Below are 19,221 nucleotides of genomic sequence, written 5' to 3'. Positions count from 1 at the left end.
GAAAATTGCAATTTTTTTGCGATGCATGGGGATATCCTTTGCCGCTTGGCTTTTGTTTGCCGTATCGACCGTGCAGACGTATACCATTAATGCAGGTATTTCTTACGTAAACATTCCGGAAAAAAAAGCGTTCCATCCCTTGCAGTCTGATACGGTGAATATCAGGATGAAGCTGAGTGGCTGGAAAATATTTTTGAAAAGATTGCATCCAGATACCCCACATATACAGGTGGATTTAAGTGGTTTAAAAACGCGGAATTTTATTGTATTTACCAATCAGTTGGGGTATGTAAACCGGCAATTTCCGAGCGATAACCAAGTGGTAGCCGTAAGTCCGGACACGCTGTATTTCGACTTTTCCAAACAAACACAGCGTAAGGTTCCCGTGCGGCCAGTTTACGATATGCAGTTTAAAAAGCAGTATGGAATCATCGGCGATACGCGTGCCAATCCAGAATATGTGACAGTGACGGGGCCGCTGGAAGATGTCGCAAATATCGAATACTTAGAAACAGACACCATTAAAGGTATAAACGTGGGCGCAGACATTCGCACGGTAGCCTACCTCAATAAACACCAAAAAAATAACATCACAATCTATCCTACGTTCTCAGAAATTAGCATTCCAGTAGGGGAGATCACCGAGAAAGTCGTGGAGCTACCCCTAAAAGTAGAGAACGCGGAAAGTTATACCTCGGTGCGAACGCTGCCGAGTAAAGTAAAGGTGGCCTTCCTGGTTTCTTTGAAAGATTACAATAAATGGTCTTCACGAGACTTTGAAGCTATCGTAGATATGGAAAGTTGGGAAAAGAATAAAGTCCAGAGCTTGCCGGTAATCATCACGAAGATACCAGATTATTGCAAGCTGATCAGCGTGGAACCGCAGAACGTAGACTTTTTTGTAAGACGATAGATAGAGAGCGATAATGGGATTAAAAGTAGGCATCACCGGCGGGATCGGTTCAGGCAAAAGCTATGTAGCGCATATATTTCAGGCGTTAGGAGTGCCGTTCTATAATGCAGATAAGGAAGCTAAAGAGCTGATGAATACAAGTGCGACTATTCGGCAGGAATTGATCGACGCTTTTGGAGATGCAGTGTATGATAAAAATAATTTATTAGATCGTCCTTATCTTTCATCCCGCGTGTTTAAAGATAGCGATCAGCTGGCTCGCTTAAATGCCATTGTGCATCCTGTGGTAATTGAACACGGAAAGCAATGGGCAGAACGACAGACTTTTGCTTATTCACTAAAAGAAGCGGCTCTTCTCTTTGAAAGTGATTCCTATAAATCCTTAGATTTTACCGTGTTGGTAACTGCGCCCGAGCATGTTCGAATAGCACGCGTTATGGCAAGGGATAATGCAACCGAAGAGCAGGTAAAAGACCGTATAAATAAACAGATGTCCGATAAAGACAAGATGGAATTGACAGATTTTGTTATTGTAAATGACGGCGACCAGCCGCTACTGCCGCAAGTATTAAAATTACATACCTTTCTTATCGAGGCATCCTTGACCGTAAAATGATAGTAGACGATTTTCTTGTAAAAACCGAAGAAGGTTATTATTGCCGCTACGGCGGATTTTATATTGATGCCATGTTACCTGTAGCATGTAATCTAATTTCCCATGCACACGGCGACCATGCTACAAATGGCCATCGATTAATGTATGCGACAGAAGCTACATTCGCATTTATGCGAAATAAATTTGGGAAGATAAACGACGAAAGCACACAGGTCATTGCTTTTGGAAACAGCTTCACAATTGGTGATGTGTTGGTAATGTTTTTGCCTGCTGGACACATGCTTGGCTCCGCACAAATCCTGATGAGCTACCAAGGCATACGCTATCTCTACACTGGAGACTATAAATTACAGCTTGACCCCACTTGTGAACCAATAGAGATTGTGCAAGCCGATGTGTTAATCACTGAATCAACTTTTGCAAATCCCTCTATAAAACATCCGGATTTCAAAGAGGAAATTTTAAAACTAAAAAATAAGCCCAGTAATATTATGCTGGGATGCTATACCCTAGGAAAGGCGCAACGATTAACTGCATTAATAAACCAATACTTGCCCGAACGCGAAGTATTGGTTCACCATAAGATTTATCCAATACATAAATTGTACGAAAAGTTGGGCTCTACTCCGCTGAAATATGTATTGTATAATAGAAAAGCGATGAAAGAGGGTGCTCCCAATAAAATTTATTTAGTTCCACCGTTGACATTCAACAGCTATTTCAAAGCGAAAAATGTATTGAAGGCATTTGCTTCTGGTTGGGAAAGGCTACAGCGACAAAATGATATCGAACTTTATATTTCTGATCATATCGATTGGGATGATTTACTTTTCTTTATCGAGAAAGTACAACCTACGCAAGTATGGACTATTCATGGTGATGGCCGACACTTGCGTGAGCATCTCCGTGGTAAATTGCTCGTTCGGGATATTTATAAGCATTAAAGGCGTTTCACGGCATTGTTCTTGCAAGTTGATCAAGTATAAAAATAGATCAACTTAAAGCTACACACTATGAATAGATTTTTTAAGGTATTATTCGCCGGATGGGGAGCACGAAAATTAGGTTTCGGATGTTTTGGTACGGTGATCGCATTTATCATTATTTATTGGCTTTTAGGTTTCCTGTAGGCTTATTGACAATGAAGATAAAAAGAAAGGGCAGTCTATTTTGTGCAGACTGCCCTTTTCGTATATGATAAATAAGTTGTGCCTTAGTGTTTGAAGTGCCTTACACCTGTCACGACCATCGCTACTCCTTTTTCATTCGCCATATCAGTAGAGAGTTGGTCTTTAATCGATCCACCCGGCTGAAGAACAGCTGCTACACCGGCGTTACCCGCGATTTCCACACAATCAGGGAAGGGGAAAAAGGCATCTGAAGCCATTACACTTCCTTTAATGTCGAAGCCAAATGATTGCGCTTTTTCAATTGCTTGTTTAAGCGCGTCAACACGTGATGTCTGCCCAACGCCAGAAGCAATCAAGGTGCTGTCTTTTGCAAAAACGATCGTGTTAGACTTCGTATGTTTCACGATTTTATTAGCGAAATATAGATCTTCCAGTTGCGCTGCGGTTGGCTGTGCGTTTGTCACAGTCGTCATTTCTGAAGGGCCTTCAACCGTGTTATCTTTATCCTGTAAGATAACACCATTCAATAAGGTTTTAAATTGCGCTGTAGGAAGAGCAATGGACTTGCGTCGCAAAATGATACGATTTTTCTTCGCTGTAAGTACCGTTAGTGCGTCCGCCGTGTAGGAAGGCGCAATCAATACTTCGAAAAATAAATTGTTTATTTCCTCTGCAGTCTCTTTATCCACTTCACCATTGGTTATTAATACACCGCCAAAAGCCGATACCGGATCGCAAGCTAACGCATCCAGCCAAGCTTGTTTAACGTTCGCACGCGAAGCAACGCCACAGGCATTTGTATGCTTCAGGATAGCGAATGTAGGTGCCGTAAATTCGTCGATAATTGCGACAGCAGCATCCACGTCAACAAGGTTGTTATAGGATAATTCCTTTCCGTTTAATTTATCAAACATGGCTTCTAAGTCGCCAAAGAAAGTTCCTTTCTGATGCGGGTTTTCTCCATAACGTAAGCTTTGCGCTTGTTGTACGGATTGTTTAAATACCTGCAAAGGATCCTCTTCATTAAAATAGTTAAAGATAGCCGTGTCATAATGAGATGAGGTATTGAAAGCACGTTTTGCGAATTCCTTACGTTGCTCTAGGCTTGTTTCGCCATTCTGCTCGGCAAGGATCGTTTCCAGCTCTTTGTAATCATTTTTGGAAGAGATAATAACGACATCATTATAATTCTTCGCTGCAGCACGGATCAACGAAATACCGCCAATATCAATTTTTTCGATAATGTCCTGCTGAGCTGCGCCAGAGGCTACAGTCTCCTCGAAAGGGTAAAGGTCAACAATAACTAAGTCAATCTCTGGAATTTCGTATTGTGCAAGCTGCTGTTGATCACTTTCCAATGGACGACGAGCCAAAATACCACCGAAGACCTTGGGATGAAGCGTCTTCACACGTCCTCCTAAAATAGATGGATAGCTGGTTAGATCTTCAACTGGTACGACATCAACACCTTGCTCACGGATAAAAGCTTCCGTACCGCCTGTAGAGTAGAAAGTAACTCCGTATTTATTTAATAGTTGAATGAGAGGGGCCAGGTTGTCTTTGTAATAAACTGACACCAAAGCATTTTTAATCTTAACAGGATGATTCATTGTATTATGTTTGGAGCGGCAAAGATACGAATTTTAGAATAACTAAGTCATGTTTTCATCTTATTAAATCGTTTTTAGCAGCTTTATCTACAGCCAAGCGTTTTTGGTCATTTGCTGGGAAATAAGACATCAGCTTCTGCCGGTAACATCTACCTCATCTAATCAACTTTTTGTACATTTAATGCAACAAAATATTAGCTTATGAATGTAAAATTATATGTAGGAATATCGCTTCTGTCGGCAGCCCATGTATTAGGAACTGCTTCCGCACAAGAAAACATCAATCCGGATAAAGAGCAGCGCAAAATATCTCCAGAAGTGTCGGCAGACAATCGCGTTACGTTTCGGGTGTTTGCGCCAAATGCCAAGCAAGTGCAATTGGTTGGGAATTGGATGGAACGCGTAGGCCCTATTGGCGGAAAGCAGCTCATGATCAAAGATGGTAAATACTGGTCTTATACCAGTGATCCGATGGCCTCGGACCTTTTTCTGTATAACATCGATATCGACGGCGCCGTTGTGAATGATCCCCTGAATGTTTATCAGATAAGGGATGTAAGCAATACATTCAATTATTTCCTGACGGGCGGCGAGCAAGCGAGCCTGTATCAAGTGCAGGATGTGCCCCATGGCAGCCTGGCACGACGTTGGTACAATTCTGCTACATTAAACATGAATCGCAGATTAACGATTTATACCCCTCCGGGTTATGAACAAAGTAAGCAACGTTATCCGGTACTTTACCTTCTGCATGGAATGGGCGGTGATGAAGAAGCCTGGCCGTCGTTAGGGCGCGTCTCGCAAATTCTTGACAACCTTATAGCACAAGGGAAGGCAAGGCCTATGATTGTAGTCATGCCGAATGGGCATGTTTCCAATGCGGCGGCGCCAGGAGAATCGGCTAAGGGGCAGTATCCTATTGAATTTGCTACACCGGACGTCGGAACCGGAAAAATGGAAGAGTCTTTCCAAGATGTCATAGCATTTGTAGAAAACAACTACCGGGTAAAAAAAGAAAAATCCTCCCGTGCCATCGCTGGCCTCTCCATGGGCGGTTCCCATACTTTATTTATCTCATCGTATTTGCCAAACACATTTGATTATATCGGACTTTTTTCGGCGGCCTTCCGTATGAATCAGCATGCATCAAGTCCGGTGTTTACAAACTTTGACCAAAATCTCCTCAAACAGCGGGATCAGGGATACAAGCTGTATTGGATAGGTATGGGCAAAGAAGACTTTCTCTATAAAACGGGGGAGGAGTATCGTAAAAAATTAGATGCTATTAATATGAAATATACTTATCGGGAAAGTGAGGGAGGGCATACTTGGGCAAATTGGAGATTATACCTGACGGAGTTTGTGCCGCAATTATTCAATAACTAGAAAAGGGAGCTTTGCTCCCTTTTCTAGTTATATTTTTTCAGTAAGTTTTCAATCACCTTTGGGAAGTATTGATGTTCCAATTGCTGCCCTTTAAACTTGATCGTTTCCAAAGTGTCGTCTGCATCAACTTTAAACTTTGCCTGCTGAATTACTTCGCCTTCGTCAAAATTTTCATTGACAAAGTGAATGGTAATACCATGTTCTTCTTCAGCTGCCTCCAGCACCGCTTTATGAACGCGGTCGCCATACATGCCCTTCCCTCCGAATTTTGGCAATAGGGCCGGATGTATATTAATAATCTTATTCGGAAAAGCTTTTAAAAGGTTCGCAGGAACGAGCCATAGAAAACCCGCGAGAACAACTAAGTCTATCTCAAGCCTCTTCAGTATGTCAACCACTTCGTCCGATTCGTAAAAAGTTTTACGATCAAAAACATGCGATGGAATTTCGAAGTTATCAGCACGCTGTAATACGTAAGCATCTGGGTTGTTACTTAACACCAAGGAAACTTCCGCTAGATTAGAGTATTTAAAATACTCCATTATTTTTTGTGCATTAGAACCCGAACCTGAAGCGAAGATAGCGATGCGTTTTTTCACAATATTGAATTTTCTGTATTTTAAATATTGATTTGTAACCAAATATATGGTATTTTCCCAATAAATCAGCCTTCCCGCGGTAATTTGGAAGGTTCTACACGTTCAAATCGCTAATAATGACAAAAATAAGATTATTGCTAGCCTTAGTTCTATTCGCATCATACTGCGTTGCGCAGAAGCAGCCCGCACAGCTCCCTTCTTTAACAAAGCTTCGGAATCTTTACAATCCGGACGCGACTTTCCAAAAAATGCTTCCCTCAAAGGGAAAAATTGTATTGGTTTTTTATGATCCGGGATGCGGCCATTGCCAGGAGCTTGGCGAAAACATTTCCAAAAATATCGCAAAGTTCCAACAAAGTTCCATTTTTTTTATCACGATGAATGATAAGGAATATGTGGACGGATATATCAATATGTTTGCTAAAGGGTTGAAGACCAGAAAGAACGTTTCGTTTTGGAAAGAAGAAAGCGTGGAGTTTATCGAGAAATTCAATCCGGTAAATTACCCCGCCACTTACATCTATGATGCCGCAACAAAGAAGTTAGTTAAATCTTTCCAAGGTGAGAGTAAGACGGCTGAAATTGCCCGATTTGTGCAATAAATTAAAACGAGTATTCATTTGATTCCTTCGTTATACAATCAGCCATTCATCGATAGTTTCGCTTTTTTTTAATTGCTTGATAAATAATGTTCGTTTCTGTGTCTTTATTTCTCTTGTATAAAGTTTATATTTGATCATGATTGTGAGACTTATGAAAAAATACTTACTATGTTGTCTAACGACTTCTGCTTTGCTTTTATCCTGTTCCAAAGAGGCAGAGCTTACAGAACCAGAATCTGAAGAAAAACCTGTTGAAAGTAGCCTTCTGGACAATGTATCCGTGAAAGCGAGTAAGACCAAGGTCAATATCTTTGAGAACGTTTTTTTTACTATGTATGTCGGTAAAGATGAAAACTCGGCAAGTCCACTATTGCTTTTAGGGGAGACAGAACTATTCGATTCAGCAATATGGTCTGTCCCTGAGATATTGTACGCGAAATCTACACCTTCGTCGGTTAGAGGAAGTATGGCACAAGCTTTCGCTACCCCCGGGGTTTACAAATTCAGCTTGTCCTTCTTTAAAAAAGAGAAGATTATTCAAAGTCGAGAACTCAGCGTAGAGGTGGTTGATCAGCGTGACTTCCTAAATATTGTTTGGGATGAGGGCGACAAGAATGATGAGGGAAATTTTAACCCGGCAGCTAAAGACTATTTTCTTTCTACAAAGTATAATAATGGGGCTATCCCATATGTCGTGCTAAACATCTCATTTTCGCCACAAGGTACCTCTGATTTAAATTTTGAAAAAAGGATTGAAGAAGGAGGTGTTGAACTCGCTGCATTTTTCACCTCATTATATGGAGATGCAACCTTAAATGCAATAAACATACCGGAGCTTGAAGGCTTAAGTGCCTTGTATGACCGTTTATTCCATAACAAAATGAAAGATGCCAAGCCAAAGGCGATTTGGCAAACCAATACGACGAACATTGTAATCATCGAGCGTGAGGATACAAGTGGACTAAAATATTACAGCGCGATAGCCGAACAGAAATAAGATCGTATATATTAATGACATGTTGCTAAACTTGTTGTTGACTTGATACTGCCAATCAACAACAAGTTTAAAAAAAATAAAGACTTACGTTAATTTTGCGACTGCTGTAGCAATTTTTCCATAATAGCAACACTGATCTCTTCCACACTTTCTGCCTGGTTTGAAAGCACCACAACGGATGTTTTTGTATCAGGCGATAGACCAATAAACGAGCTGCTTCCGGCCGTACCGCCGGTATGTCGGAAATAAATGATGCCATCGAGCATACTCATATGCCAAGCGAGGCCGATATCCATATTATTAGGGGTGAAGAATGTAAATTCACGCGTTAACGCCATAGCTTTTTGAAGATCTTCCAGCGGCATTTTAAACTGTTCCACTGCAAAAAGCGTTAGGTCCTTCGCATTGGATTTTAATCCGCCAGCACCTACCATGGCCTTCCAATTCCAAAGTGGTGTTTCATTGCCTTCCGCATCATACACTTTTAGAAACGCTTGCTGCTTTTTTGCATCAACCTTTTCTAAAGTACCTGTCATCTGAAGCGGCGTGAGTACGGTTTCCTGTAGGTACTGTATGTAGGGCTTTTTTGTTATTATCGAAATCAGTTCGCCGAGTAGACCAAAACCCACATTGCTATATTCATACTCTTCTCCTGGATTTTTTCCGCCTTTAAAATTTTTTAAAAAGGAAAAAAGTGCTTTGCGGTCATATGCAGCATAAGGATCACGCTCATTAAAACCAGCAACTTTGTTCCAATTATCGGCAAGACGCGGAAGCGAAGACGTATGGTTTGCTAACTGTTTAAATGTGATACCTTGTATCGCTGGGTTTTGCGCGACAGAGTCTGGAAGAAATTTGCTGATGGTATCATCAAGCTCCAGCATATTTTTAGTCACTAAATCTGCCAATAGCACTGCCGTAAAGACTTTCGTTATAGATCCAATCTCGTAAAGGCTGGTTTCTGTTGGGAGTGTTTGGTTTCCTTTTTCGGTTTCGCCGTAAAAGAAAGTTTTATAATCGTTTTGATGAAAGATTGCAATAGCGAGGGATTGAGCATCGCCTTTTTTTACGTAACTGCTCGCTAACGAATCAATATAAAAATCCAAGGGAGAAACCTTCTCGACATTACTAATCACGTCGGCTTTTTCAACCTTTTTTTGAGTAGGTTTTTCGGCCGGTACAAAAGCAAGCATTTCATAATGCAAGGTGCTATCTAAAGCAAGCTTAGCTTGTAAGGCGTGTTCGCTAAACTGAAGCAAGTATGTTGCAGTGTTTTCTTTAAAGTCTACGACGTCTACCTGCTGTATCGTGCCTAGTTGATAGAGTTTATTTAAAACAAAAGCCAGCTGTTCCGCCGGAATCTGCTTTTTGAAATTGTCAGATGCAAGACTGTAAATAGAGTCTGTCATCTGCGTATTGATAAAAAACTCTATTTTATTGAAAATCGCTCGGTTGATAAGTTCCGTTTTACTTTGTCCGAAAGCACCTGTCAACGTGGTCAGAAGAAATACTATAAAAAATAATTTGCGCCTCATGGACGCAAAATTACAGAAACAAAATTAGATAAATTCAATACTGCCGCCAGATAAATATGTTGCTAAGTGATCGCGCTATAAATATGTTACGTTTTTAAATGGGCAATTGTTAATAATCGACGCTTATAGACCAATAACCTGCTTCAGTCGTGCATAGCCAGATTTACTGATACTGATCTTTTCGCCGGTAAGCAGCGTTGCGATATAACTTTCTTTTTCCATCGGTTCAATCTTTGCGAGCTGATCCACTTTAGCTATAAATGACCGATGTACGCGAACGAATTGCTTCGGATCAAGTTGCTTTTCAAAAGAACTCATCGTCTTATTCTTCAAAAAGACGCCGTCTTTTGTATTAATCTTTACATAGTCATCATACGCCTCCAGATAGGTAACCTGTTGCACAGGAATAATTTTGATCTGCGTTCCATTTTTAACCACGATACGTTCCAGCGACTCCTCTTCTGTGATAGCGGCAACCTTTGTTGAGGTATGTTGCGGCGTTGAACTATTACTATTGAAGGCGTTTCTAAATTTTAGCAATCCCTGTTCAAAACGATCTTTGCTTATAGGTTTTAAAAGATAATCGACGGCATTTTTCTCGAAGGCCTTTATGGCAAATTCATCAAATGCTGTTGTGAAGATAACATTCGGCATATCATCGATGATTTCCAGCATTTCAAATCCCGTTAATTTAGGCATTTGTATGTCCAGAAATACCAAGTCGGGCTGATGCTGTTGGATAGCCTTTGCGCCCTCAAATCCATCACCACATTCGGCGACAATCTGGATATCAGCATGCTGCTTTAGATACTCCATGACTATCATGCGCGCCAGCGGCTCATCATCAATAACAATGGTCTTAATCATATTGTGGAATTTTTAAGGTCGACGTAAATATATGATCTTTAATCGATGTCTCCAATAAATCCGTGCGGCTATACAGTAAGAAAAGACGACGTTTGATACTGGATAGCCCAAAACCTGTCCCTTTTTTTGTTTCAAATTGGTCAGAATCGAAGGGGTTTGTAATGCTGATATGGAGCATGTAATCGACCATGCGGATGTCTATCGTAATTTGAACATCGCCAATAACGTTGTACAATCCAAATTTAATGGCGTTTTCCAATAAAGGTTGGATGATCATAGAGGGCACTTTTGCGCGACTCGAATCCTCTTCCTGATGAAAGGTTGTGGTGAGCCGGTGCCCAAATCGCACCTTTTCAATGTCCAAATACAAACGTAGATGCGCAATCTCGTCGGCTAGTGGGATTAATTGCTTATCATCCTTACGCATCGTACCCCGTAGGAAATCAGATAATTGGAAGGTCATGTTGCGTGCCTCATCGGGCTTGATTCCGATAAGCGCAATAATAGAATTTAAGCTGTTAAAAAGAAAATGCGGTTGTAATTGCTGTCTTAAGTTGTACAGTTCCGCATCGCGTAATATCCGTTCCGACTCCTCTTTTCTTTTTTTATTATCCTCGTACTCCTCTTGAATATTCCAAAAGATGTTAATAATAATCACGCATAACAATAGAAGAAAGTTGATAATAAAGCGATAGGGAAGGACTTCGTAAAAGTGGAATAGCGAGAAATGATCAAAAAATTGATTCAGCAAAAAAATAGAAAGCCCCACACTCATCACGGTCAAGATGACGCAGATGAGCATGATCTTGGTGTATTGATTCTTACGAGGAAGGTAATATTGCAGTGTGCTGTAGATCAGATAGCAACAAATAGTAATAGACAACGCTCCGATAATAGGCTCATAGGGAGTTACGGGCTTCGGCCTGCAATCCCACCACAATAAAAAATACGAAACAAAAAAGTACAAAATGCAAATGGTCCACGTCGTCACGTGGATCAGGCGGTTTTTGGATGTTAATTTAAAGATCATCTACGCCTTCTTAGCTGTTTTTTATGGTGATGTTCCCGAAGATAGAAGTACCTGTAATGTACAGGCACTTGTTCTGATCGGAAATGTTTGTCAGTATTACCCGTCTATCGTCATTCTCGCTTAGAATGGATGACACCGTAGTCGCGATGATCCAATGCGGAGGAACGATAATTTTTGTGCTACCAAAGAGTTGAAATATATCTAGGGCTACAGGTTGCTGTATATCCGATTGTAACAGATTGATTTTCGTGCTGCCAAACACGTTGGTCATCGTTCCGCCCAAGAAATTTTTCGAAAAGATTATTTTCGTCGCATTTCCAAAGACAGAGTCTACCTTGATATAATTTTCACCCTCGTAGCTGTAGCCCTGACTTTGGTTCTGCTCATAAGTCTGCCTCGGGGCAGCTTCAGTTTGCGCTCGGTCGAAAGGCGATTGGAACGTGCTATTAGCTTCACCATCTGCTTCCACGACCCGCTTGTCCCAGTCAAACTCATCCTTCTCGGGCTGAGGGTTAGGTACATGTGGAATTGGGGGGGGCGTATGGCTGCGGTTTCGCATAATTAAATAGATACCTAATATAATCGCTCCTAATGGGATTATCACCCTTCCGAAAGATAGATCCATTAAATCCTTCAGTAGAAATAAACTACCGATACAGATCAAAATGATTGATGATTTCTTCTTGAATTGCGAATTAACCCCAATCACCAAACCGATAATAATCAAGATCATTTCCCATCCGAATATCCAGCGAGGGAACCAAATGCCTAAGCTTAGGTTTTTTAATAACAGGGCCAATCCCAAGAAAACGATAACCGCGCCGACGATGTTCGCGCTTTTGTTGTTCCGTGGCGGTATCGGTGGGGGCGTTGTAAATTTATGATCTCTTTCTCTTTCCATTACTGTGTGTGTTATTTGTATGATTCAAAAGTAGCGCAATACTTAGAAATCAGTAAGCCAAAATAGGTAATACATTACACTTTTTCGGTAAAGCCCGGCATTTTTTCGGTGAAAATTCCCTAGCGTAAGATCGCCGCTAAAACATATGAGCGATGCCTTCTACAAAAAAAATGGGGAAATCTAATTTTTTTTTATAAAAAGTTGGAGCATTGAATTAAATTATTATATATTTATAACTGAAAAAGGATTAAAACTTAAATACTTACAATACTAATGGGAGATTTTGAAAACAAAGAGCGCGAAGAAGTATTTTCAAAAAAGGTGAGAGCTGGAAAACGAACTTATTTTTTTGATGTAAAAGCAACTCGTTCGAACGACTATTACGTGACCATCACAGAAAGCAAAAAACGTTTTGAAGATGGTCAATTTATCAAGCATAAGATTTTCTTGTACAAGGAAGATTTTGAAAAATTTGCTGAAGGTTTGTCTGAAGTTGTCGACTACATTAAAGCCAACCAAGATGTCGTAGAAAAGCGATACGAAGCCAACCCGGATGATTCTGCATACGAAAGCAACGAATACGCCAAAAAAGATAATTTCACTTTCTAAGTATTCTGTAAATGACGATATCATAGCCACTTTAAAGTGGCTTTTTTTTTAAATATGTTACACGGCATCCCCGTCCGGAATTTTTATTATTGTTAATTTCGTAGCTTTATCAATAATCTAAGATGAATAAATTTATAGCAGGGGCTTTCCTGAGTACATTATTTGTTACGCAATTACCTGCGCAGCAAAAAGACTTGACTTTTAAACAGTTGTGGGGGCAGGAAGCCTCTATTACCAAGCCTATCCATCAGTACATGGGTTGGGCCGACAATCAACATTATATAGAGCGGGACGCAAGTGACGGTAAGCTTTACCGCGTCAATGTGGCAAGCGGCGAACGTGCAACCTACACACCTCCCGTGAAGGCAGACATTAATGTTTTTGTGAAAGATAACGATGTATTTATTCGCCGTGGGGAGCAGCCTGCTAAACAACTTACGCAGTCTCCTGACCTGGAAGAGAAAAATCCGACACTATCGCCGGATGGAAAATATGTGGCCTTTACCAGAAAAAACGACCTGTATAGCTTAGAGCTGGCATCTGGAAAGGAAATCCGCTATACCAGCGACGGGACAGATGTTATCTATAATGGCTGGTCATCTTGGGTTTATTACGAAGAAATCCTGGGGCGATCAACAAATTATAAAGCCTTTTGGTGGTCTCCAGATAGTAAAAAGATTGCTTTCATGCGCTTTGATGATAGCAAAGTTCCTATGTTTCCAATCTACGTTTCGACCGGACAGCATGGCTATTTGGAGGAAACACGATACCCGAAGGCTGGAGATCCGAACCCCGAAGTAAAAATTGGTTTTGTAGAGGTGGCCGGGGCGGATGTAACATGGGCGGATTTTGATTCAAAGACCGATCAGTATTTTGGCCAGCCTTATTGGAGTTTTGATAGCCAGTCTATCATGGTGCAATGGATGAACCGCGAACAAAACAACCTGAAATTTTACGCTGTAAATCCTGTCGACGGAACGAAAAAGGAAACATATGATGAAAAGCAACCAAGTTGGATTAATTTAGATCATGATGAACGCATCACCTATCTGGCAGACAACAAGCATTACATCCTAAAGTCCGATCGTACCGGTTGGGCGCATTATTACTTATATACATTGGATGGGAAGATGCTGAATCCCATCACACAAGGCGATTGGCAAGTAAGTTCGATTGAATTTGTCGATGAAAAAAATAAAGTTGTGTATTTCACAGCCCGTAAGGAGAATTCGGCGACTGTGGATTTGTATCGTGTAGATTATAGCGGACGCAATAGTAAAAGACTTACATTCGGCGATTTCACGCATCATGTTGCGGTGTCACCTGATGGCAAATATTTCATAACTACCTATTCCAATGTAAATACCCCGACAAAGGCCGCGTTATTGGATAACAAAGGGAAATTGATTAAAGAATTGGCCGATAGCCGCTCCGCGGAATTTGATCGCTATACTATCGGCAAAACGGAATATTTCACTATCCCTTCCGAAGATGGTAAATTTCAGCTTCCAGTAATCATTACCTATCCCATTGATTTCGATGAGCGTAAGACTTATCCAGTCGTGATGAGCATTTATGGGGGCCCAGATGCGGGGAGTGTACGCAATACGTGGAAAGGGACATCCAATCAATATTGGGCAAAGGAGGGCATCATTCAGATTGCTTGCGATCACCGTGCTTCCGGGCATTTCGGAAAGCAGGGCGTTGCCTTGATGCACCGAAATTTGGGTAAATGGGAAATGATAGACTACATCAGCATCGCAAAATGGCTGAAAGCCAAGCCTTGGGTAGCCAAAAATAAACTGTTGATTACCGGGCATAGTTATGGAGGTTATATGACCTGCTTGGCTCTTACTAAAGGTGCTGACTACTTCGATTTTGGTGTAGCGGGCGCACCTGTAACCAGCTGGGAGCTTTATGATAGCCATTACACGGAAAGATGGATGGATACCCCGCAAGATAATCCCGAAGGATATAAAAATGGATCGGTGCTAAGCTATGTGGATCAATACAAAGGACGATTACGAATTATGCATGGTGATATTGATGACAACGTTCATTTGCAGAATACAACGCAGTTGGTTGATGCACTTACCGATAGAAACGTTCCCTTTGAATTGATGATCTATCCCGGTAGCCGGCATGGATTTGCACGGTCGAAATCCGCGTACGATTTTAAGGAACGTGTACGATTTTACTATCAATTTCTTCTGGAGAAGCCGGTGCCGGCAGATTTCAATTAGTGCCACAGAATATTCGTGTGTCAAAAAAAAATAATCTCATATTTGCATAATCATATTTAAGCATGCTACAGTATTTAAAGGAGAGCACATTCAAGGCCAACGATGTTGTATTAAGGGCGCTAGCGCTATTGAAAAATCATTATTTTTCCATAGCCGGATTATGCTTTTTGTTGTTTGTAACATCAAACCTTTCTTCATACTTGGCAATGACATTGTCTGATACGAACGCATACGCGATTAAGGCCTTGCTGTGTTTTATCTTCTTGACCTTATTCTTTGGAACACAATTGGTATTAATTAAACGGTCGTTATTGTTAGCTCGAGGCATAGAGCATGCTGATTTTAAAGATTATATTCCATCGACAAAGCAGTTTTTCAATTTTTTGTTGGGATTTATTCTTTACTCGTTCCTCGTTGGGTTGGTCTATTTGCTTTCATCCATTATCACTTTTCCGCTCTTGTATTTAGATGTGGATATGGAAACCTTAAGTTTGGAAATAAATCCATTTATTACGGGCATCATTATGCTATTTGTGCTGATTAGAATCACGTTCTTTCCCTATTTCATGGTCGATAAAAAATTCCATCTTTTTCGCTCCTGCAGGCTTAGTGTAGCGCTGACAAAGGGCAACACAATAAGCCTACTGCTCTTGTTCATGGTCATTGGTATGGCTTATATGCTACAGGCATCTTGCGAATATTTGGATTACTTTATCATCGCCAAGGCGTTTAGCTTTATCAACACATTTGTAATTATTCCTTCAGTCAGTTTAGTAATGGCTGTGGCCTATCATGATATGATGAAGGATTACCAAGGCGGCGATGATCCAGAGCTGCTGAAGAACATCATTTAATTTAATCAAAACGTTGAAGAAAAAAAACATCGCCATTCTAGGTTCCACGGGTAGCATCGGTACGCAAGCCCTCGACGTGGTGCGCGCATTTCCCGAAATGTTGGAGGTTACAGTTCTTACGGCTAGCAGCAACGCTGACCTTTTGATAGCACAAGCACTGGAATTTCGACCTGCTGCAGTTTTGATCTTGCACGCGGAAGGATATCAAAAAGTAAAACATGCCTTAGGTCACTTGGATATCGTCGTGCTGTGTGGTGAAGATGCACTACAAGAAGTCGTACAACGTCCAGAAATCGATTTGGTTCTGAATGCTATAGTCGGATCCGCTGGTTTACGACCTACCGTAGCTGCGATAAAGCAGGGCAAAGACATTGCTCTAGCTAATAAGGAGACGCTGGTGGTAGCCGGTCAGCTTATCATGGATCTGGTCAAGCAGCATAATGTAGCTATGTTGCCCGTAGACTCCGAGCACTCCGCAATTTTTCAATGCTTACTTGGCGAAGAGCAACAAGCGATCGAAAAAATTTACCTTACCGCCTCAGGTGGCCCATTTCGAGGAAAAGATCGTGCTTTTCTAACAGGTGTAACCAAGCAGCAGGCATTAAAACATCCTAATTGGGTAATGGGAGCCAAAATTACGATAGATTCTGCTTCGCTGATGAATAAGGGGCTTGAGGTTATTGAGGCGAAATGGCTTTTCGACCTTTCCGTAGAGCAAATCGATGTCATCGTGCATCCGCAGTCTATCATTCATTCCATCGTACAATTTAGAGACGGATCCATGAAAGCGCAAATGGGTCTTCCCGATATGAAATTGCCCATACAAAACGCATTAACATATCCGCAGAGAGAAGCTAACGAATTTGAGCGCTTTAATTTTTTAAATTATCCCACTTTCACTTTCGAACAACCAGATGTGCAAACATTCCGTAATTTGCAGCTGGCTTATGACGCCTTGCGCGATGGGGGGGATAGAGCTTGCGTGCTTAACGCTGCAAATGAAATTGCCGTCGCTGCATTTTTAGAGGATAAAATTTCTTTCATAGGCATGAGTGATCTTATCGAAGCGACATTATGTCAGCAAAAAAAGATTGACGAGCCTTCACTGGAGGATCTGCTGGCAGTCGATCAGCAATCGCGCATTGTGGCACGAGATTTAATAGATAAGATACAGATAAAATAATGTTTTTCGGAGTTAGCTGTTAAAATTTAATGTTACACGATGTCAATTTCAAATTTGACTTCTTGATAGTAACTTTTGACTTTTAACTTTTAACTTTTTAATTTTGACTTTTTACTTTTTAATTTTTCAATGGGAACTTTAATAATGATCGGACAAGTAATTTTAGGCTTGTCAATCTTGATTATATTACACGAATTGGGGCATTTTTTGGCTGCGCGAGCCTTTGGAATCAAAGTTGAAAAATTCTATCTTTTCTTTGATGCGTGGGGTGTAAAGCTGTTTAAATTCACCTACAAAGACTGCGAATATGGGATTGGTTGGTTACCCTTGGGTGGTTATGTAAAGATCTCCGGAATGATTGACGAATCTATGGATACGGAACAGCTTAAGCAAGATCCTCAACCGTGGGAGTTTCGTTCGAAGCCGGCTTGGCAACGTCTTATTGTTATGCTTGGTGGGATCATAGTAAATGTAATCGTCGGCATTGTTGTGTTTTGGATGATGACCTTTAATTATGGTGAAAACGATATTGACAACTCAAAATTACAGTATGGCGTTGTCCCAGGCATCATCGGGAAAGAGATTGGGATTCAAGCGGGGGATAAGATCCTTGCCGTAAATGGCAAACCGGCTGTTAAGTTTTTTGGCGATGTGATGAGCTCGGAAGTGCTTATGGGCGATGCCGTTTTATCCATCGAACGCGGAGGCAAGCAGCAGGAGCTGAAAGTGCCTGCCGATATCCTGAATGCAGTAGCCGAACACAAGAAAAATGAATTTGTTAGCCCGCGGCATACTTTAAATAGCGTGCAAGAAGTTAGTAAGGGGTCTGAAGCAGAGCGCATGCAGGTTATGAAGGGCGATAGCATTATCGCTGTTAATGGTCAGCCAACACGTTTTTACGATGAGTTTACCGCAGCGCTAAAAAATAACGTAGGGAAAGCGATTGATGTCACCTTAATCCGTGGCGGTGAGCAGGTTGTTTTGAAAGGAAATGTGGACTCTACGGCGGCACTCGGTGTGAATCTCGGTGAGATAGATTTCCCTGTCATCGTGCAGAAGTATGGTTTTATCGAGTCTCTTCCAATAGGTGCTAACAAAGCTTTGTCTGTAGTGACAGACAATATAAAAGGTTTTGGAAAAATATTTAAGGGAGATGTCCGTGCAGATAAAGCACTTTCTGGGCCGGTAGGTATAGCCAAGATGTTTGGTACAGAAGTGAACTGGGTCAAGTTCTGGAGTTTAGTAGGTATGCTTTCCATGGCCCTCGCTTTTATGAACTTGCTGCCTATTCCCGCACTGGATGGCGGACATGTCATCTTCTTAATCGTGGAGATGATCCAAGGTAAACCCCTTAGCGATAACTTTCTGGAAAAGGCGCAAATGGTCGGCTTCTTTATACTCATTGCATTGATGATTTTTACATTGGGCAATGATATAATAAAATGGTAATGTAGTGGATAAAACGGCTACTTCTGCTATCGAAAGAGCGATCTCGGAAGTAGCCGTTAATATAAATAAGAGATGGACGGAAAAACAAGAGCAAATATTAAACCCGGAATGCTGGTTAATATTGTATTAAAGAAGGATCAACGTACAGGGACGTTGACCGAAGGAATTGTGAAGGACTTATTGACATCTGCTCCCTTTCATCACCGCGGTATTAAAGTGCGCCTCCAAGATGGGCAGATCGGTAGGGTGCAAGAGATAATAGAAGATGATTTTTAATTTCTATACATTCATTTCTTGCTTTGCAAATTGTAACTCCCTCCGTTTTTAATTTTTTAGCCAAGCGTAGCGAGTTCATCGACATTAATTTGCCTTTTGATTTTATGCTTTTCGCTTTCCCTTTCTGCTTTTTGACTTTTTAATTTTGCCTTTTTAATTTTCATTTCTACATTTCCTTTTTTTGACTTTTTAATTTTGCCTTTTTAATTTCCATTTCTAAATTTCCTTTTTTTGACTTTTTAATTTTGCCTTTTTAATTTCCATTTCTACATTTCCTTTTTTGACTTTTTAATTTTGCCTTTTTAATTTCCATTTCTAAATTTCCTTTTTTTGACTTTTTAATTTTGCCTTTTTAATTTCCATTTCTACATTTCCTTTTTCTGACTTTTTAATTTTGCCTTTTTAATTTCCAATTCTACAT

The 19,221-nt window shown here is 40.8% G+C and carries 18 protein-coding genes; 12 read left to right on the top strand and 6 right to left on the bottom strand.

The features are described 5' to 3' along the window. Positions 1-25 precede the first annotated feature (25 nt). The 3 genes from DI53_RS02510 to DI53_RS02500 are packed head-to-tail and all read left to right on the top strand — an operon-like array spanning position 26 to position 2,473. The gene (locus tag DI53_RS02510) at positions 26-913 is read left to right on the top strand and encodes a YbbR-like domain-containing protein (protein ID WP_241462353.1); all 888 of its coding nucleotides are present in this window, start codon (positions 26-28) and stop codon (positions 911-913) included. A gap of 13 nt (positions 914-926) precedes the next feature. Beyond that, positions 927-1,529: a dephospho-CoA kinase gene (gene coaE / locus DI53_RS02505; RefSeq protein WP_037494988.1), complete on the top strand. Its 603-nt coding sequence runs from the start codon at positions 927-929 to the stop codon at positions 1,527-1,529. Further along, entirely contained in the window at positions 1,526-2,473 is a 948-nt protein-coding gene (locus DI53_RS02500) for an MBL fold metallo-hydrolase RNA specificity domain-containing protein (RefSeq protein ID WP_037494987.1), read from the top strand. Before coaE ends, DI53_RS02500 begins: the two co-directional genes overlap by 4 nt. Before the next feature lie 269 nt (positions 2,474-2,742). On the opposite strand, the gene purH is transcribed toward DI53_RS02500, so the two are convergent. Further along, positions 2,743-4,269 carry a bifunctional phosphoribosylaminoimidazolecarboxamide formyltransferase/IMP cyclohydrolase gene (gene purH / locus DI53_RS02495; RefSeq protein WP_037494984.1) on the bottom strand — a complete coding sequence of 509 codons (1,527 nt, stop codon included), beginning with the start codon at positions 4,267-4,269 and terminating at the stop codon, positions 2,743-2,745. 201 nt (positions 4,270-4,470) lie between these two features. On the opposite strand from purH, the gene DI53_RS02490 reads away from it, so the two are divergent. Continuing rightward, positions 4,471-5,655, top strand: coding sequence for an esterase (locus tag DI53_RS02490; protein ID WP_081939371.1), 1,185 nt, complete (start codon positions 4,471-4,473; stop codon positions 5,653-5,655). Between the two features lie 23 nt (positions 5,656-5,678). Here DI53_RS02490 and purN read toward each other — a convergent pair whose 3' ends face one another. Then, positions 5,679-6,254, bottom strand: a complete 576-nt coding sequence (gene purN, locus DI53_RS02485; RefSeq protein WP_037495089.1) for a phosphoribosylglycinamide formyltransferase — start codon at positions 6,252-6,254, stop codon at positions 5,679-5,681. A 116-nt stretch (positions 6,255-6,370) separates the two neighbouring features. On the opposite strand from purN, the gene DI53_RS02480 reads away from it, so the two are divergent. Both DI53_RS02480 and DI53_RS02475 read left to right on the top strand, forming a co-directional pair. Then, complete coding sequence (locus DI53_RS02480; protein ID WP_037494981.1) at positions 6,371-6,856, top strand: peroxiredoxin family protein; 486 nt, start codon at positions 6,371-6,373, stop codon at positions 6,854-6,856. A gap of 151 nt (positions 6,857-7,007) precedes the next feature. After that, positions 7,008-7,853 carry a hypothetical protein gene (locus DI53_RS02475; RefSeq protein ID WP_131555154.1) on the top strand — a complete coding sequence of 282 codons (846 nt, stop codon included), beginning with the start codon at positions 7,008-7,010 and terminating at the stop codon, positions 7,851-7,853. An 89-nt stretch (positions 7,854-7,942) separates the two neighbouring features. Here the strand turns inward: DI53_RS02475 and DI53_RS02470 are convergent, their stop codons facing one another. From DI53_RS02470 to DI53_RS02455, 4 genes are all read right to left on the bottom strand, one after another. Next, entirely contained in the window at positions 7,943-9,388 is a 1,446-nt protein-coding gene (locus DI53_RS02470; protein WP_037494976.1) for a serine hydrolase domain-containing protein, read from the bottom strand. 123 nt (positions 9,389-9,511) lie between these two features. Next, a complete protein-coding gene (locus tag DI53_RS02465; RefSeq protein WP_037494973.1) occupies positions 9,512-10,255 on the bottom strand; it encodes a LytR/AlgR family response regulator transcription factor in 744 nt (247 codons plus the stop codon). Beyond that, positions 10,248-11,285 (bottom strand): sensor histidine kinase, encoded by a 1,038-nt coding sequence (locus DI53_RS02460; protein WP_037494971.1) that lies wholly within the window; start codon positions 11,283-11,285, stop codon positions 10,248-10,250. The genes DI53_RS02465 and DI53_RS02460 overlap by 8 nt, the downstream gene beginning before the upstream one ends. Positions 11,286-11,295: 10 nt before the next feature. Next, a complete protein-coding gene (locus DI53_RS02455) occupies positions 11,296-12,186 on the bottom strand; it encodes a LiaF transmembrane domain-containing protein (protein ID WP_052071977.1) in 891 nt (296 codons plus the stop codon). A 273-nt stretch (positions 12,187-12,459) separates the two neighbouring features. On the opposite strand from DI53_RS02455, the gene DI53_RS02450 reads away from it, so the two are divergent. From DI53_RS02450 to DI53_RS02425, 6 genes are all read left to right on the top strand, one after another. Then, positions 12,460-12,795, top strand: a complete 336-nt coding sequence (locus tag DI53_RS02450) for a DUF3276 family protein (RefSeq protein ID WP_037494969.1) — start codon at positions 12,460-12,462, stop codon at positions 12,793-12,795. Positions 12,796-12,917: 122 nt separating this feature from the next. Next, on the top strand, positions 12,918-15,038 hold the full coding sequence (locus tag DI53_RS02445) for a S9 family peptidase (protein ID WP_037494966.1): 2,121 nt from the start codon (positions 12,918-12,920) through the stop codon (positions 15,036-15,038). A 62-nt stretch (positions 15,039-15,100) separates the two neighbouring features. Continuing rightward, on the top strand, positions 15,101-15,892 hold the full coding sequence (locus DI53_RS02440) for a hypothetical protein (protein WP_037494963.1): 792 nt from the start codon (positions 15,101-15,103) through the stop codon (positions 15,890-15,892). 13 nt (positions 15,893-15,905) lie between these two features. After that, a complete protein-coding gene (locus tag DI53_RS02435; protein WP_037494961.1) occupies positions 15,906-17,075 on the top strand; it encodes a 1-deoxy-D-xylulose-5-phosphate reductoisomerase in 1,170 nt (389 codons plus the stop codon). 129 nt (positions 17,076-17,204) lie between these two features. Continuing rightward, on the top strand, positions 17,205-18,524 hold the full coding sequence (gene rseP / locus DI53_RS02430; RefSeq protein WP_037494959.1) for an RIP metalloprotease RseP: 1,320 nt from the start codon (positions 17,205-17,207) through the stop codon (positions 18,522-18,524). 72 nt (positions 18,525-18,596) lie between these two features. Continuing rightward, the gene (locus tag DI53_RS02425) at positions 18,597-18,800 is read left to right on the top strand and encodes a YwbE family protein (protein WP_037494957.1); all 204 of its coding nucleotides are present in this window, start codon (positions 18,597-18,599) and stop codon (positions 18,798-18,800) included. Positions 18,801-19,221 lie beyond the last annotated feature (421 nt).

It is taken from the genome of Sphingobacterium deserti, from assembly GCF_000757725.1.
Classification (GTDB): Bacteria; Bacteroidota; Bacteroidia; order Sphingobacteriales; family Sphingobacteriaceae; genus Sphingobacterium; species Sphingobacterium deserti.
The sequence above is the reverse complement of the archived record's forward strand: the minus strand, read 5'-3'. Positions and strand labels throughout refer to the sequence as shown.